Source organism: Stenotrophomonas sp. TWI377 (assembly GCF_039674525.1).
Lineage (GTDB): Bacteria > Pseudomonadota > Gammaproteobacteria > Xanthomonadales > Xanthomonadaceae > Stenotrophomonas.
In genome coordinates this window covers 118,280-133,057 of sequence record NZ_JBDJNT010000004.1, presented here as the reverse complement: position 1 = coordinate 133,057, position 14,778 = coordinate 118,280, and the positions used below count along the sequence as shown (strand labels likewise).

Genomic DNA, 14,778 nt, shown 5'->3' with positions numbered 1-14,778 from the left:
CGTGGGCCACCATGGCGCCCACTGAAAACACGTCCGGGCTCTGTCGCGCGTCGTCCGCGCTGCCCAACGCCACGTCCCTGTCTCGTCCCTGCGCACTGTGCAGGGCGGCAACGCCATTCCTGTTCCAGAGAGTGCTCCCCATGCCCCCTGTCGCCACCTCCCTCCCCGCGCAGAGCGACGCGCATCACGCTGCCGCCGCGCCGGCGCACTGGGCCGGCATCTTCGCCATGACCCTGTGCGTGTTCTGCCTGGTCGCCTCGGAATTCATGCCGGTCAGTCTGTTGACGCCCATCGCCACCTCGCTCGGCGTTACCGAAGGGTGGGCCGGCTATGGGATTGCCATCTCCGGTGCCTTCGCCGTCATCACCAGCCTGTTCATCGCCCGCATCGCAGGTGATCTCGACCGCAAGACACTGCTTCTGCTGCTCACCGTGCTGATGGGCATCTCCGGTGTCATCGTCAGCCTCGCCCCCAGCTATCCGGTCTACATGATCGGGCGCGCGCTGATCGGTGTGGTCATCGGCGGCTTCTGGTCGATGTCGGCCGCGATCGCGATACGGGTGGTACCGGCCGCGAGCGTGCCCAAGGCGCTCGCCGTCTTCAATGGCGGCAATGCGCTGGCGACGGTCGTGGCAGCCCCGCTGGGCAGCTACCTCGGCGGCATCATCGGCTGGCGCGGCGCCTTTCTGTGCCTGTTGCCGATCGCCGTGATCGCACTGGTGTGGCAATGGATCAGTCTTCCTGCCCTGAAGCCGGCGCCTCGCCAGGCGACCGGCAGCATCTTCGCTGTTCTCCGGCGACCGCTCGTGCTGCGCGGGATGGCCGCCGTCGGGGTGTTCTTCAGCGGTCAGTTCATGCTGTTCACCTACCTGCGCCCGTTCCTTGAAACGGTGACGCATGTGAGCGTGGGCATGCTGTCGATGCTGCTGCTCGCGCTGGGGGTGGCCGGCTTCATCGGCACCGTGCTCATCGGGGGATGCATCCGGAAGAGCGTCTACCTGCCGCTGATGATCATCCCGCTGGTCATGGCCGTCATCGCGCTGGGGCTTACCGTCTTCGGTCACTCCAGCCGCATGGCCTTCGTGCTTCTCGCTGCCTGGGGCCTGGTGGCGACGGCTGCACCGGTCGCCTGGTGGGCATGGCTGGCCCGGTCCATGCCCGATGATGCCGAGGCCGGTGGCGGGCTGATGGTGGCGGTCGTGCAGCTCTCCATCGCGCTGGGTTCCACGGTGGGCGGGTTGCTTTTCGACGGCAGTGGCTACCGCGCGACCTTCATCGTCAGCGCGGCGGTGCTGCTTGCCGGTTCGCTGCTGGCGGCACTTACCGCGCGCACCCGCACGTCATAGTGCGGGATGGCGCAGCGCGTTGATGAGGGCGGCAAACGCAGGCGATCCCTGCCGGCGGTTGGGGTAGTAGAGGTGGTAGCCGGAAAACAGCGGACACCACTCGTCCAGCACCTGCACCAGCTGGCCGCTGGCGAGGTAGGGTGCGGCAAGATCCTCGGTCACATACGCCAGTCCAATGCCATCCACGGCGGCATTGATGACATGGAACATGCTGTTGAACACCAGCTGCCCCTCTCCCTTGACGCTGAATTCCTTGCCGTCCTTTTCGAACTCCCATGCATAGATGCTGCCTGCGGGCCGGTGACGGATGTTGACGCAGGGCAACCCCGTGATCTCGTACGGCGTACGGGGTTTGGGATGGCGCTGGAAGTACGCAGGCGAGCCCACTACCACCAGCCGCCAGTCCGGACCAATGCGGACGGCGATCATGTCGTTGCTCAGCGCCTCGCCCAGGCGGATGCCCGCGTCGAAGCGTTCCTCGACCACGTTGGTGAATCCGTAGTCCACGTAGAACTCCAGCGTGATGTCCGGGTACGCGGCCAGGAAGGTCGCCAGCCTGGGCCGGATCACCATCTCGATGGCATCGTCGCTGCAGGTGATGCGAAGGGTGCCGACGGGGCGGTCACGGAGATCGCCGAGCGCATCCACGCTCTCGCCGATGGCGTCGAAATGCGGGCCGATCGAGCGCATCAGCCGCTCGCCCGCTTCGGTGGGCGCGACATTGCGCGTGGTCCGTGCCAGCAGCCGGACCCCCAGGCGCGCCTCGAGCTGTTTCAGGGTGTGGCTCAGCGCCGATGCAGAGACCCCGAGCCGTGCCGCGGCCCTGGTGAAGCTCTGCTCCCTGGCGACGGCCAGAAACGCCTGCAGATCGTTGGTTTTCAGGACAGCCATTGCTGATTCCGCATCAGGAGTCGGGCGCGATGCCCACAGTAACACCACGAATTGTGAGCAGAGCTCAGCACGCCTTCCACATTCCCCCGGCTAATCACGGTGGTTGCGGAGGGCTACCGTGGGTCCGGCCTACCAACGCCCTGCATTTCTCACTGAGTACCTCTCATGAAACGACTTGCCCTGCTGCTGGCGCTGGCCGCCAGTTCCTTCACGACCCTGGGAGCCACGATGCCTACCGGTGCAGACAATTTCTACAAAAGTGACACGGTCACCGTTGAACGGGTGACCTTCAAGAACCAGTACCACATGGAGGTGGTGGGGAATCTCGTCCGGCCCAAGGCGACATCGAACGCCACCGCGTCGGCCGCGGTGATCGTCGGCCACCCGATGGGGGCGGTCAAAGAGCAGAGCTCCATGCTGTATGCGCAGAAGCTGGCCGAGCAGGGCTTCGTGACCCTGGCGATCGATCTGCCCTTCTGGGGAGAGAGCGAAGGCGAGCCGCGCAATCTGGTCGCGCCCGAGATGTACAGCGAAGCTTTCAGTGCCGCGGTGGACTACCTGGGGACCCGCGACTTCATCGACCGCACGCGTATCGGTGTGCTCGGCATCTGTGGCAGCGGCAGTTTCGCCATCAGCGCGGCCAAGATGGATCCGCGGCTGCGGGCCATTGCCACGGTCAGCATGTATGACATGGGCGACGTGACGCGCAACGGTCTGGGCCAGTCGGTGTCGCTGGAACAGCGCAAGGCGATGTTGGCCAAGGCGGCCGAGCAGCGCTACACCGAGTTCACCACCGGCAAGGGAATCTTCCTCGACTATCTTCCCATCCAGCTGCCCGCCGATGCCGATCCCGTGACCCGCGAGTTCTGGGCGTTCTACCGTACCCCGCGTGGCATCGCCATTCCCAAGGGCCGCACGCTGGAGACCACGCAGAACCGCATGCTGACCAGCGAAGTCCGCTTCGTGAACTTCTATCCGTTCAATGACATCGAGACGATCTCGCCACGCCCGATGCTGTTCATCGCCGGCAGCGAGGCCCACTCGCTGGAGTTCAGCCAGAAGGCCTACGCGCTGGCCGGGCAGCCCAAAGCGCTGCATATCGTTCCCGGTGCTGGACACGTGGATCTTTATGATCGCGCCGACGTGATTCCGTTCGAGACACTGACGCGGTTCTTCAGGAGCAACCTGAGCGCCGACTGACACCGGCGCAGGGTGCGGGGCGGCCATCGCGTCCAGGCTGCACCCGGACGCGATGGTTTCACGTCCGCCAGGCCCGGCTCAGGGCTTGATCTGGCCGGTCCAGGACTTGCTCATGATCTTCCACTGGCCATCGGTCTTGAGCAGGACCACGTAGTCCACGCCGTCCCAGCCGGGGTAATCCAGCATCACGCGGACGGCGGCCAGATTGGTGGCCATGTCCACGATTTCATAGCGGCGCTTGCGCTGGGCCTCGTTGGCCGCCGGCGTGCCGTTGAAGCCTTCTGCGAACTGTTCCCCGGTCCGCATCTGCAGCGCGCTGCCACGGGCTTCGGAGTAGCCGATCATCACGCCGTCTGCCCGGAAGACGTCCTTGGCCAACGTGTTGTCGGCAGTGATGTAGGCGCGCATGAAGGTCTGCATGACCTTGTCCACCGCCTCACGATCGGTGCTCTGCGCCATGGCCGAGGTGGGGAGCAGCAGGAACAGGCTGGCGGCAAGGCCAACGGATCGAATCGATACTTTCATGGTGTTTCCTCAGGGGTGTGGTGTGTGGGAGATCAGGGTTGAGCGGCTGCCTGGTTGGACGCCTGCACGGTGTGGACGCGAAGCGCCTCGACCACGGCCTGCGCCACCGGCGTGGCAGAGGCATAGTTCTGCCCGGTCACCAGCCGGCCATCGACTTCGACATGCGGGTCATCGCTATCCACCGTCCGGAAGGCACCGCCGCGGGACACGACGGTCTGGCGGATCAGGAACGGGAACTGGTGGAAGTAGGGCGCATTCTGGCGTTCGTGCTCTTCGGGGTAGCCGCTGATGCGCTTGCCCGAGACCAGGTACTGGCCGCCGGCAAGCTGGAGATTCACGATGCCGGCCGTCCCGTGGCAGACCGCCGAGATGACCCCGCCGTTGCCCTCGTAGACCTGCATGGCAATGCGCTGCAGCGCCACGTTCTCGGCGACCCCGTACATGGCATTGCTGCCGCCCACGTAGTACACCGCCCGGTACTGCGTGGGATCGATCTGTGCCGGGGTGACGGTGCCGCGCAGCCCGCGCATGATCCGGGCATCGTCCAGACGGTGCGCCACGTCGTCGCTGACGTAGTCATCCAGAATCGGTACGGCGCCGCCGTCGGGCGATACGAAGTCCACCGCATAGCCGGCGGCATGGAAGACATCCCAGGCATGCACGACCTCGCCAAAGCTGACGCTGGCCGGGAGCGTGGAGGTTCCATGCACCGTGGCGCTGGCGAGGATGAACAGGATGCGGTCCTGCTGGCCGCCAGCGGGCTGCCCCACGGCCGCGGGGACGGTGCTCCGCGGCGCAGCGTCGGTGGTGCAGGTACCGCCCAGCCAGACGCTGAGCAGGAGCAATACGAAGGTGGCGATGGTACGTAACGTCTGCATGGCACTGACTCGCAGGAAGGAGCCAGCACCCTATCCAATCGCTTTCAAATCAATGTATTGCAGCGTCTTCCCGGAGTGCGGAAATCGATTCTAGGAGTGCGTGGCGGCCGTGCGGTAGGCCGCCGGGGTGACGCCCTCGCACTTCTTGAACGCGCTGTAGAAGGTCGACATGGACTGGAAGCCCGCTTCCTGCGCCACGATATCCAGCGGTTTGGGAGGCTGCTGTTGCAGGATCGCCTTGGCTTCGATCACCCGCAGCTGGGTGAGGTACTGCTTGAACGAGGTCTGGTTGTTGTCGTTGAGCAGCTGCGACAGCCGGGTCTGGGGCATGCCAAGGCGACGGGCGAGGCGGGGCAGGGTCAGGGCAGGGTCCAGATGCAACCGCTCGCGCGCCATCAGCTCGGCCAGGGCCTGTAGTTCAACGGCGGCGTCGGACGCGGCAATCCGACGGTCCTGATAGGGCTCGATCGTTGCCCGCCCCGCGCGCAGGCGGAGCCCGACCAGAACGCTTACCGCGAGAACGAACGTGAAGGACAGCGCGCCGACGATATAGGACGTGTATCCGGCCGTGTAGTACGCGATCCAGATGATCCAGATGCCCGCCAGCGCGCCGAGCAGCAGCGGGGCGGACGGCGAGGCCAGCAGCCGGGCGCGGTGGCGATACACCTGCACGGTGGTGAGCAGCAGATAGCCCAGCCAGGCATAGTTGATGCCCGGCGTGATGACGTACCGCCACAGCTCGATATTGCGGGTGTACGGCAGCAGGACATTCACCGCCACGGCAAGCACCAGCAGCGCGACGAGGTGCCACCGGCCGTTCGTGTCCGTCCCGGCAGTCTCCCGTTGGCTGGAGCGCACCAGAAAGTAGAGGCAGGGGCCGATCAGGAAACAGGCGGTCAGCCCGAGCTGGAGAACGACCAGCGGAATATCCGGCCAGAAGTGGAAGGCCACGGATTTTCCCGTTCGCACACCCACCATCAGGATCAGCAGCGACAGCCAACGCTGCGTGGGCTCGCCCTTGGCGCGCCACCACAATACCGACGCCGCGACGATGCCATTGAAGGCGCCCAGCATCGCGAAGAAGAAGAGAAAGTGTTGGCTGAGCATTGGCGCAGTATTGAGAAAATGCGCGGCCCGTCAAGCGGGTCGCTTTTACCCCCGTGTATTCTCTGCGCATGGATGACACTCATTTTCTGGCGCGGCGGCGCCGGCTGTTGGCCGCGCTTGCGGGCGCCGCAGTGTTGCCCTCGTGCGCGCGTGGCAATGCGGTCGAGGGGGCGGTGGCCGTGCCGATGCTGGCGTCCGAGCGGGCGGGGATGGCGCCGTATCTGTTCCTGACCGTCACCAGCGCCACACGCAGCGTTGAGGAACTCGCGCAGCTGGTGCAGTCCACGCTGCTGCCGGCATTGGCACCTGCAGACATCCTGCACGCGTATGGTCCGGTGGCCGGCGCGATTCAGCTGTGGATGGCGCTGGAGCCTCACATGCTGGACCACTACGGTGTGAGCGTGGATGCCGCGCTGTCCCTGCTGGCCGGCGCCGTGGACGGCACCGTAAGCCCGGTGCCGGGCCGCAACACACTCGATGCGTGGGCGATCCAGCGCACCCACACCCGGGCCGAGGTGAACGCCAACGACATCACGCTGGCGCTGCCAGGCGAGCGCCACGCGCCGCTGTTTGCCTTGGGCAGCTCGCACTACGCGCTGGCGCCCCCGCCGTGGTCGAGCCAGGCCTGTTACTCCTTCATGCTCGAGCCACGCCGTCGCGTGGTCGCACCGTTCGAGCAGCACTGCCAGGCACTGCTCGACGCTGCGGCCGACGTCCTCCCCGATGATCTGCAGATCCAGATGGGACGACTGGGGGATTTCATGAAGGCCGTGCCTACGCTGTACGTGAGCGTGAAGGATGACGACTCATGACGCCGGCGACTTGCGTTGGCCGCTCCATGATTTGCTCACGATCATCCACTTGCCATCGATGTTCAGCAGGGCAAGGTAATCCTCGCCATCCCAACCAGGGTAGTCCAGCGTCAGCTTCACCTGCGCAGCGTGTGGGGTGACGCCAGCAGGCTGCCTGATCCCAGTCGGATCAAGGGCCCGCACTACGTTCCAGGACGCCGGGATTCGCTTCCCGGAGTCCTCCCGTCAGCGCACCTCGGCAAGCACCGCGCGCACCCGCAGGGCCAACTCCTCCAGCGTGAACGGTTTGCCGATCAGGTGGACGCTGGGGTCCAGTACGCCGTCGTGCTCCAGCGCATTGCGGCTGTAGCCGGTGGTGAACAGCACTTTCAGATCCGGGCGCCGCTTCAGGGCCTCATCGGCCAGCTGTCGCCCGTTGACCTCGGGCATCACCACATCGGTGAACAGCAGCGCGATATCGGGATGGCTGTCGAGCAGGGCCAGCGCGGTGGCGGCCCCTTCGGCGGCGAGCACCGGGTAGCCCAGCTCGCTCAACGCATCGATGGAGAACTGGCGGACGCCGGGCTCGTCTTCCACGATCAGCACCCGCTCGCGGCCCCCACTCAGCGGAGCGGTACCGCTGGTTGTCGGCGAAGGCGTGGCGGCGATGTCGGCCATGAGGCGCGGCAGATACAGGGTCACCGTTGTTCCCTGCCCGACGGCAGAGCGGATCTTCACGTGACCGGCCGACTGTTTGACGAAGCCATACACCTGCGACAGGCCAAGCCCAGTGCCTTGTCCCACCTTTTTCGTGGTGAAGAAAGGATCGAATGCCTTGGCGACCACCTCCGGCGGCATGCCGCTGCCGTTGTCGGCCACGGTGATCAGAACGTATTCGCCATCGGGAACCTCCGCCTGGGCGGAGCCAGCGCCCGCGGTGATCTCGCCGTTGGCGGTTTCCACCGTGAGGCGCCCACCGCCAGGCAGCGCATCGCGCGCATTGACGGCCAGGTTGAGAATCACGTTCTCCAGCTGATTGGCATCGGCGAACGTCCGCCACAGGTCGGCGGCCAGTACGGTCTGCAGGCGGATGCTGCTGCCCAGCGAATGCACCAGCAGGTCGGACATGCCCGCCACCAGCTGGTTCACATCCAGTGGCACCGGCTGCAATGGCTGCTGGCGCGAGAACGCCAGCAACCGCTGGGTGAGCTGTGCCGCCCGGGTGGCGCCATCGATGGCCATGTCGATGTAGCGCTTGGTGCGCGGGTCGTTGTCGCCGAGCCGCATCGCCAGCAGATCCAGCGGGCCGATCACGGTCGCCAGCATGTTGTTGAAGTCGTGGGCGATACCGCCGGTGAGCTGGCCGACGGCCTCCATCTTCTGACTCTGCCGAAGCGCATCTTCCACGCGGGTGCGTTCGGCGACCTCTTCGAGCACGCGGCTTTCCAGCTGCTCGTTCAATTCCTTCAAGCGGGCGTCGGCGATCTTGCGCGCGGTGATCTCGATCACCACCCCAACCACGCGGACGCAGCGGTCGCCCTCGAAGTGACCCCGGCCCTTGGCCGCGACCCAGCGCACGATCCCGTCTTCCTTGCCGACCGTGCGGTACTCCACGTCATAGAGCGCGCGCTGGGCCGGATCAGCCGCGGCGGCAAAGGCGGCGAGGGTCGCTGCACGGTCGTCGGGGTGGATGCCTTCGTTGAAATCACGCAGCGACACCGGAACATCGGCGGAGATGCCGAACATCGCCTTGGTCCGGGGCGGCCAGATCAAGGCGTCCGCCACCAGGTCGACATCCCAGAAGCCCATGTCGCCTGCCTCGGTGGCAAACCGCAGGCGCTCCTCGCTTTTGGCCAGGGCGGCCTCGGCGGCTTCACGCACGCTCAGATCCAGCATCGCGCCGATCATCCGCAGCGGCTCGCCCACCGCACCACGCAGGACGGTGCCGCGGTCGAGCACGGAGGCGAAACTGCCATCGGCGCGGCGGAACCGGTATTCGTTGTTCCACGCGGTACCGTCGCCCTCGATCACGGCATGGATATCCGCATCGACGCGCGCCCGGTCGTCGGGGTGGATATGGTCCAGCCACCACTGCGCGCTGGTTTCGCTCAGCGCATGGCCGAACAGCGTGGTCAGTGCCTCGTTCCAGATCACGTGACCATCGGAGATGCGCCAGTCCCAGATCGCATCGTTGGTGGCCTGCGCGGCCAGCCGATAGCGCTCCTCCACTTCAGCATGACGGGCTTCGGCCGCCTTGCGGTCGGTGATGTCCAGCGAGGTGCCGACCAAGCCCACCACGGTTCCGTCGGCATCACGCAACGGCGATTTGGTGGACAGCCAGCAGGCGCGCCGGCCATCGGCAAAGCTCACGTCTTCTTCGAGCTGCTCGGTCTGCCCGCTGGCCATGACCCGCTCGTCGGTGGCCATCACCGTGGCGGCCTGGGCCGGGTCGCTGAGCAGTTCGGCATCGGTGCGCCCCACATACACCTCGGGTGGCAGACCGATCAGATCGGTGGTGCCACGGTTGCCGATCAGGATCCGGCCCTGGCGGTCCTTGGCGTACACCACACCCGGCGCGGCCTCCACGAACGAACGCAGCAGGGTCTGCGCCTGGTCACGCTCGGCCTCCACCCGCCTGCGGTCATCGATGTCGATCAGCACGCCGGGAAACCCGACGGCGTTTCCGCTGGCATCCAGATCGACCCGGCCGATGGCCTCGATCCAGCGATAGGCACCGTCCGCGCCGCGGGTGCGGTACTGGTGGGCATAGCGACCGCCACGGCGCACGGCGTCGGCGATCGCCTCCGCCAGACCCGGGCGGTCCTCGGGGTGAACGGCGGACACCACCTGCTCCAGGCGCAGTTCACTGCGCGCGAGTGCGGGGTCCAGGCCATGCGCTTGGGCGAGGGCATCGTCGACAGTGAGGCTGTCCTGGGCGACATCCCAGAACCAGGTGCCGATGATTGCGCCGGCGGCCAGCGCCAGTTTGACGCGCTCGGTATCCCGTTCGCCGTGGGAACCCGTGGTAGGTGAAGAGCTCAAGCGGTACCTGCGATCAGCGGGGGGCGGCCGCCCTAGCGTATCGCTGCGGGGTGTCGCTGTGGAACCCTCCCAGCGCTGCGCGGCAGCGCCTCAGGGAATCAACCGCGCCGCCCGCAGCCGCGTGAACAGCGCGAAGAACGCATCGTCACTGGGCTGGTAATCCAGGAACCCCATCCGGCGGCTCTTTGACATGTCCGTCACCACTTCCAGCGGGCGCCCGAGATCGGCATCGGTGTGCCAGGGCGAGATCAGCTGGTGAATGTCAGACTCGGCCAGGCCGTGGGTGGCGGCCAGCGACGACCACAGCGCGGCATCATTGGCCATCTGCTCGGCGAGCGGACGGACCTGACCACTGAACGGCACGGCCTCGATATCGAACCACGCGGCGATCCGGCCCCACATCCAGCGCCAGCGGAACACATCGCCATTGACCACGTTGAAGGCCTGGTTGGCGGCGGCCGGGGTCTGCGTCGCCCACAACAGGTGCCGTGCCAGCTGTCCGGCATCGGTCATGTCGGTCAGCCCATCCCACTGCGCGAGGGAGCCGGGGAACTGGAACGGGCGCCCGGTGTGGCGGCACAGGGTGGCATGCACGGCCAGCGTGGTGCCCATGTTCATGGCATTGCCCACCGCTGCGCCGATCACGGTATGCGGGCGATGCACGCTCCAGTGGAAGCCATCGCGCGCGGCGGCGGCAAACACCTCGTCTTCCTGTGCGTAGTAGAAGTTGTCCACGGGCAGGCGCGGTTGTTCTTCACGGAAGGGCGTCTGCGGCAGGTTGCCCTGCGCGTACGCCTCGAACGGTCCCAGGTAATGCTTCAGGCCCGTGACCAGTGCCACATGCTGCACGCTGCCGGCTGGCTGCAGTGCATCCAGCAGATGGCGCACCATCGCGCTGTTGACCCGGATGTTTTCGGCCTCGTTGGCCTGCCGGGACCAGGTGGTGATGAACACGTGCGTGGGGGCCAGTCCGGACAGCGCGGCGCGCGTGGCCTGCGCATCGCGCAGGTCGGCGCAGACGCCGTGGGCGCCGGCGGGCAGCGAATCGGGCCGACGGGCCAGGCCGTGGACATCCCAGCCCTCCTGCAGCAGTCGTTGTATCAGTGCACTGCCCACGATGCCCGTTGCACCGACCACCAACGCTTTCTGCTTCACGATGTCGCCTCTTTCATTGCTTTACAGGCGCACACCTTAGGATATCGAGGTACGCCTCGAAAGAAGGCACCAAACGGTAACCACACATGAAAACGGGTACTCCCGAAGCGCATTGGCGAGAGGATTGCGCCCCCCGGCGGGTGCTGGAGCTGTTCAGCACCAAGTGGACCTCGATGGTGCTGCACACCCTGGCCGTGCGCCATGACGGCATTGCCCGCAGCAACGCGCTGCACCGCAGCCTGCCGGCCGTCTCCAAGAAGATGCTGATCCAGACGCTGCGTGACATGGAGCATGCGGGGATCGTGCTGCGCACCGAGTACCCCACCGTGCCGCCCTCGGTGGAGTGCACATTGACCCCACTGGGGCGGCAACTGGTCGAACCGATCGAACTGATCTACGACTGGGCGCGCCGCAATGCCGGCGCCCTGGATGCGCTGCAGCCGCGCGCGACGTCACGGCGGCGCTGAGCGGGACGTGCCAGCCGGATCGGGCAGCGTACGGCTCCCCTCCAGCTGATCGATGCGGTGACCCTCAGGTTCTGGCTCCTGAACGTGCTGGGTTGGTCGCTGTTCGCGCTGATCGCCTTCCTTGCGCGACCGAGTAAAGCGTCGGTGCCGGACGCGCCCTTGAAGAACGCGTCGGCCTCGCGGCCACAGGGAGCGATATATGACCTGCGGTCAGGGACCGGATCCAATGGCGGCCTGACCGGATGAGCGGTCAGTGCGGTGTGGTGACCCGCAGCCCACGCAGCAGCAGGTCGAGCGCCGCCACGCTCTGTGCCAGCCGCGCATCGCCATCATCGCCATCGGCGATCCAGAACGCGGCCTCGGCCAGGCTGCCGTACACCAGCGAGGCCAGGGCCTGCGGATGGGCCTCGGCGACCACGCCCTGATCGATCAGGTGCGCGAGCAGGCGCTGCATGGAATCGATGCAGTGGCGCTGCGATTCCGGCGAGGCGCCGCCGAGCACCGCCCGCGCATCGCGCAGGACGATGCGCTGGATGGTCGGCTCCAGGGCCATCTCCAGATACCCCATGCAGCGAAGACGAAAGCCCGTCCAGGGATCCTCGGCGGCGTCGGAGATCGCCTTGAGGCGGTCGTCCATCTCAGCGTCGATCTCATCGACGACGGCCGCGAGCAGGCCCTGCTTGTCACCGAAGTGGTGATACAGCGCGCCACGGGTGAGCCCGGCCTGCGCGGTGAGGTCGTCCATCGAGGTCTCGGCGTAGCCACGCTCGCTGAAGACCACGCGGGCCGTCGCCAGCAGCGTGGCGCGGGTCTGCTCCATGTCGGCGCGGGTGCGACGGGCCATCGATATCTCCTTGCTTGCGGGGCGGACCGCTGTTTACATCCGGAGCGTATGTATATAGGATTTTAAACATACGTTGTGTATGTAAAAGGTGGAAAACCAGTGAAACGCGCTGTGACCCGTCCCTATCGAGAGTTGTTCGCTGCGCCCGGTACCACCGGGTTTGCGCTGGCGGGGCTGCTGGCGCGGCTGCCCTTGCCGATGACCGGCATCGGCCTCATCACGCTGCTGGCCCAGGTGCGCGGCAGCTATGCATTGGCCGGCGCGGTAGCCGCGACGTTCGTGCTGACCTATGCGTTGCTGTCGCCGCAGGTATCCCGTCTGGTGGACCGGCATGGACAGCGCCGTGTCGTGCCGATGGCCACCGGCGTCAGCGTGATCGGCCTGCTGATGCTGCTGGCGGCCTCGTGGTGGGAAGCGCCGGCGGCCGTGCTGTTCCTCGGGGCACTGCTGGCCGGGGCGATGCCCAGCATGTCGGCCATGGTGCGCGCGCGCTGGACCGCGATCTATCGCGGACAGTCGCGCCTGCAGACCGCGTACGCGCTGGAAACCGTGTTCGATGAGGTCACCTTCATCGTCGGGCCGCCGTTATCGATCGGCCTGGCGGTCTCGCTGTTTCCGCAGGCGGGTGTCCTCGCCGCTACCGTGCTGCTGCCGATCGGCGCGCTTGCGTTGATCGCGCAGCGCCGAACCGAGCCCCCGATCGAGGCCGTACTACCCCATGCCACACCTGCTGCGTCCGTCATCCGTCTGCCGGGCGTGCGGTGGCTGGCCGTGTTGATGGTCGCGATGGGCGTGATCGTGGGCACCGTCGATATCGTCAGCGTCGCCTTCGCCGCGCACGTGGGGCAGCCCGCCGCCGCCAGCGTCGTGCTGTGTGCGTATGCCGCCGGCTCCTGCCTGGCCGGGGTACTGTTCGGTGCGCTCAAGCTGCAGACGCCACTGCGCCGCCTGTTGCTGCTGGGCGGGATCGCGACCGCATTGACCACATTGCCGCTGCTGCTGGTGGGAAGCATCGCCGCACTCGCCGTGACGGTCTTCGCGGCGGGTGTGTTCTTCGCCCCGACGATGATCGTGGCGATGTCGTTGATCGAGCAACAGGTCCCGCCGCGCCAGCTCACCGAGGGCATGACCTGGCTGCTGGCGGCGCTGAACGTGGGCGTGGCGCTGGGCGCGGCGATCGCCGGCTACGGGGTGGATGCACACGGGCCACGCGCCGGGTACCTGGTTGCCTTGTGTGCGGGAGGAGCGGTGCTGCTGGCGGCGGCGTTCGCGCACGGCGTGTTGCGTCCGCGTGAGCCACGCCACCTGGGGATCTGCTGATGCAGGCGCAATCCACACCGCGCCACCCGTGGTGGGCGGTCACCGCGGTCAGTCTGGCCACCTTCTCGGTCGTCACCACGGAGATGCTGCCGGTCGGCCTGCTGACCCCGATCGCCGAAGCGTTGGACACCGCCACCGGCACTGCGGGCCTGATGATCTCGTTGCCCGCACTGCTGGCAGCGCTTTTCGCACCGCTGGTGGTGATCAGCACCGGCAGCGTGGATCGACGCTCGCTGCTGTGCGGGCTGCTGGGTCTGCTGGTGATCGCCAACCTGGGTACGGCTTTCGCCCCCACGCTGGGCTGGATGCTGGCGGCCCGCGTGCTGGTCGGGCTGTGCATGGGCGGCATCTGGGCCATTGCCGGCGGGCTGGCGGTGCGGCTGGTGGCAACGCGATCGGTAGGCCTGGCCACATCGCTCATCTTTGGCGGCGTGGCGGCTGCTTCCGTGCTGGGCGTTCCGCTTGGCGCGCTGATCGGGGAGCTGCTGGGATGGCGTTGGGCGTTCGGCAGCATGGCACTGCTGGGGGCCGCCGTCCTTGCCCTGCACCTGGCCGTGATGCCCGGGCTGCCGCCGTCCGGCACGACCAGCGTGCGCCAGTTCGGTCAGCAACTGGGCAACCGCGGGCTGCAGCTTGGGTTGATGCTGACCTTCCTGCTGGTCGCCGGGCACTTCATCGCCTTTACGTTCGTTCGGCCGCTGCTGATGTCGGTCTCGGGATTCGACGCGCGCTGGGTGGGGCTGTTGTTGTTCGGCTACGGCGCCGCGGGCATGGCCGGCAACTTCCTTGCCGGCATCGCGGCAGCACGACGTACCAGGCTGACGGTGTCGCTGATCGCGGCGGGTCTGGTGCTGGCGCCCTCGCTGTTCCTGACCCTCGGGGAGTCGCGCCTGGGCGGTGCCGTCGCGCTGCTGGCGTGGGGGCTGGCCTACGGCGGGGTATCGGTGGGCTTGATGACGTGGATGATGAAGGCCGTGCCCAGGGCGATGGAAATCGCCTCCGCACTCTATGTCGGTGCCTTCAATGTCGGGATCGCATCCGGGGCGTGGGTGGGCGGCCAAGCACTGGATCGGCTCGGTCTGACCGCCAATCTCTGGCTCACCGGTGGCTTCGCGGTCGCGGCAGGGGTGGTGTGCCTTGCTGGCCGCCGGATGGAATGGACGCAGCGGGACACCGGCATGCCTTCGCGCGCACCGTGACAGGGTGGCCCGA

14 protein-coding genes are annotated in these 14,778 nt (G+C 66.8%); 6 read left to right on the top strand and 8 right to left on the bottom strand.

All coding sequences use genetic code 11. The annotated features are described in order from the left end of the window. Positions 1-11 precede the first annotated feature (11 nt). Positions 12-1,346, top strand: coding sequence for an MFS transporter (locus ABE546_RS06265; RefSeq protein WP_346462966.1), 1,335 nt, complete (start codon positions 12-14; stop codon positions 1,344-1,346). Here the strand turns inward: ABE546_RS06265 and ABE546_RS06260 are convergent. Then, positions 1,341-2,237, bottom strand: coding sequence for a LysR family transcriptional regulator (locus tag ABE546_RS06260; RefSeq protein ID WP_346462965.1), 897 nt, complete (start codon positions 2,235-2,237; stop codon positions 1,341-1,343). The genes ABE546_RS06265 and ABE546_RS06260 overlap by 6 nt on opposite strands. 165 nt (positions 2,238-2,402) lie before the next feature. On the opposite strand from ABE546_RS06260, the gene ABE546_RS06255 reads away from it, so the two are divergent. Next, a complete protein-coding gene (locus tag ABE546_RS06255; protein WP_346462964.1) occupies positions 2,403-3,437 on the top strand; it encodes an alpha/beta hydrolase in 1,035 nt (344 codons plus the stop codon). Positions 3,438-3,515: 78 nt separating this feature from the next. On the opposite strand, the gene ABE546_RS06250 is transcribed toward ABE546_RS06255, so the two are convergent. The 3 genes from ABE546_RS06250 to ABE546_RS06240 form a co-directional block, all read right to left on the bottom strand. Next, on the bottom strand, positions 3,516-3,962 hold the full coding sequence (locus ABE546_RS06250; RefSeq protein WP_121040371.1) for a nuclear transport factor 2 family protein: 447 nt from the start codon (positions 3,960-3,962) through the stop codon (positions 3,516-3,518). Positions 3,963-3,994: 32 nt separating this feature from the next. Next, the gene (locus tag ABE546_RS06245; RefSeq protein WP_346462963.1) at positions 3,995-4,840 is read right to left on the bottom strand and encodes a type 1 glutamine amidotransferase domain-containing protein; all 846 of its coding nucleotides are present in this window, start codon (positions 4,838-4,840) and stop codon (positions 3,995-3,997) included. A gap of 90 nt (positions 4,841-4,930) precedes the next feature. Then, the gene (locus ABE546_RS06240) at positions 4,931-5,947 is read right to left on the bottom strand and encodes a helix-turn-helix domain-containing protein (protein WP_346462962.1); all 1,017 of its coding nucleotides are present in this window, start codon (positions 5,945-5,947) and stop codon (positions 4,931-4,933) included. Positions 5,948-6,015: 68 nt separating this feature from the next. On the opposite strand from ABE546_RS06240, the gene ABE546_RS06235 reads away from it, so the two are divergent. Next, positions 6,016-6,759, top strand: coding sequence for a hypothetical protein (locus ABE546_RS06235; protein WP_346462961.1), 744 nt, complete (start codon positions 6,016-6,018; stop codon positions 6,757-6,759). Here the strand turns inward: ABE546_RS06235 and ABE546_RS06230 are convergent. The 3 genes from ABE546_RS06230 to ABE546_RS06220 form a co-directional block, all read right to left on the bottom strand. Beyond that, a complete protein-coding gene (locus ABE546_RS06230) occupies positions 6,754-6,942 on the bottom strand; it encodes a nuclear transport factor 2 family protein (protein ID WP_313212940.1) in 189 nt (62 codons plus the stop codon). The genes ABE546_RS06235 and ABE546_RS06230 overlap by 6 nt on opposite strands. Positions 6,943-6,984: 42 nt before the next feature. Next, positions 6,985-9,780 (bottom strand): PAS domain-containing protein, encoded by a 2,796-nt coding sequence (locus ABE546_RS06225; RefSeq protein ID WP_346462960.1) that lies wholly within the window; start codon positions 9,778-9,780, stop codon positions 6,985-6,987. A 90-nt stretch (positions 9,781-9,870) separates the two neighbouring features. Beyond that, positions 9,871-10,938: an SDR family oxidoreductase gene (locus ABE546_RS06220; RefSeq protein WP_346462995.1), complete on the bottom strand. Its 1,068-nt coding sequence runs from the start codon at positions 10,936-10,938 to the stop codon at positions 9,871-9,873. An 83-nt stretch (positions 10,939-11,021) separates the two neighbouring features. On the opposite strand from ABE546_RS06220, the gene ABE546_RS06215 reads away from it, so the two are divergent. Then, a complete protein-coding gene (locus ABE546_RS06215; RefSeq protein WP_346462959.1) occupies positions 11,022-11,402 on the top strand; it encodes a helix-turn-helix domain-containing protein in 381 nt (126 codons plus the stop codon). A gap of 250 nt (positions 11,403-11,652) precedes the next feature. On the opposite strand, the gene ABE546_RS06210 is transcribed toward ABE546_RS06215, so the two are convergent. Continuing rightward, a complete protein-coding gene (locus ABE546_RS06210; protein WP_346462958.1) occupies positions 11,653-12,246 on the bottom strand; it encodes a TetR family transcriptional regulator in 594 nt (197 codons plus the stop codon). A gap of 111 nt (positions 12,247-12,357) precedes the next feature. Here ABE546_RS06210 and ABE546_RS06205 point away from each other — a divergent pair, with 111 nt between their 5' ends. Both ABE546_RS06205 and ABE546_RS06200 read left to right on the top strand, forming a co-directional pair. Further along, positions 12,358-13,566, top strand: coding sequence for an MFS transporter (locus ABE546_RS06205; protein ID WP_346462994.1), 1,209 nt, complete (start codon positions 12,358-12,360; stop codon positions 13,564-13,566). Beyond that, entirely contained in the window at positions 13,566-14,765 is a 1,200-nt protein-coding gene (locus ABE546_RS06200; protein WP_346462957.1) for an MFS transporter, read from the top strand. The genes ABE546_RS06205 and ABE546_RS06200 overlap by 1 nt, the downstream gene beginning before the upstream one ends. Positions 14,766-14,778: the final 13 nt, after the last annotated feature.

Coding starts and splice junctions, on each gene's coding strand:
- ABE546_RS06200 (WP_346462957.1), top strand. CDS start 13,566: ATGCAGGCGCAATCCACACCGCGCCACCCGTGGTGGGCGGTCACCGCG.
- ABE546_RS06260 (WP_346462965.1), bottom strand. CDS start 2,237: ATGGCTGTCCTGAAAACCAACGATCTGCAGGCGTTTCTGGCCGTCGCC.
- ABE546_RS06255 (WP_346462964.1), top strand. CDS start 2,403: ATGAAACGACTTGCCCTGCTGCTGGCGCTGGCCGCCAGTTCCTTCACG.
- ABE546_RS06215 (WP_346462959.1), top strand. CDS start 11,022: ATGAAAACGGGTACTCCCGAAGCGCATTGGCGAGAGGATTGCGCCCCC.
- ABE546_RS06210 (WP_346462958.1), bottom strand. CDS start 12,246: ATGGCCCGTCGCACCCGCGCCGACATGGAGCAGACCCGCGCCACGCTG.
- ABE546_RS06240 (WP_346462962.1), bottom strand. CDS start 5,947: ATGCTCAGCCAACACTTTCTCTTCTTCTTCGCGATGCTGGGCGCCTTC.
- ABE546_RS06245 (WP_346462963.1), bottom strand. CDS start 4,840: ATGCAGACGTTACGTACCATCGCCACCTTCGTATTGCTCCTGCTCAGC.
- ABE546_RS06250 (WP_121040371.1), bottom strand. CDS start 3,962: ATGAAAGTATCGATTCGATCCGTTGGCCTTGCCGCCAGCCTGTTCCTG.
- ABE546_RS06265 (WP_346462966.1), top strand. CDS start 12: ATGGCGCCCACTGAAAACACGTCCGGGCTCTGTCGCGCGTCGTCCGCG.
- ABE546_RS06235 (WP_346462961.1), top strand. CDS start 6,016: ATGGATGACACTCATTTTCTGGCGCGGCGGCGCCGGCTGTTGGCCGCG.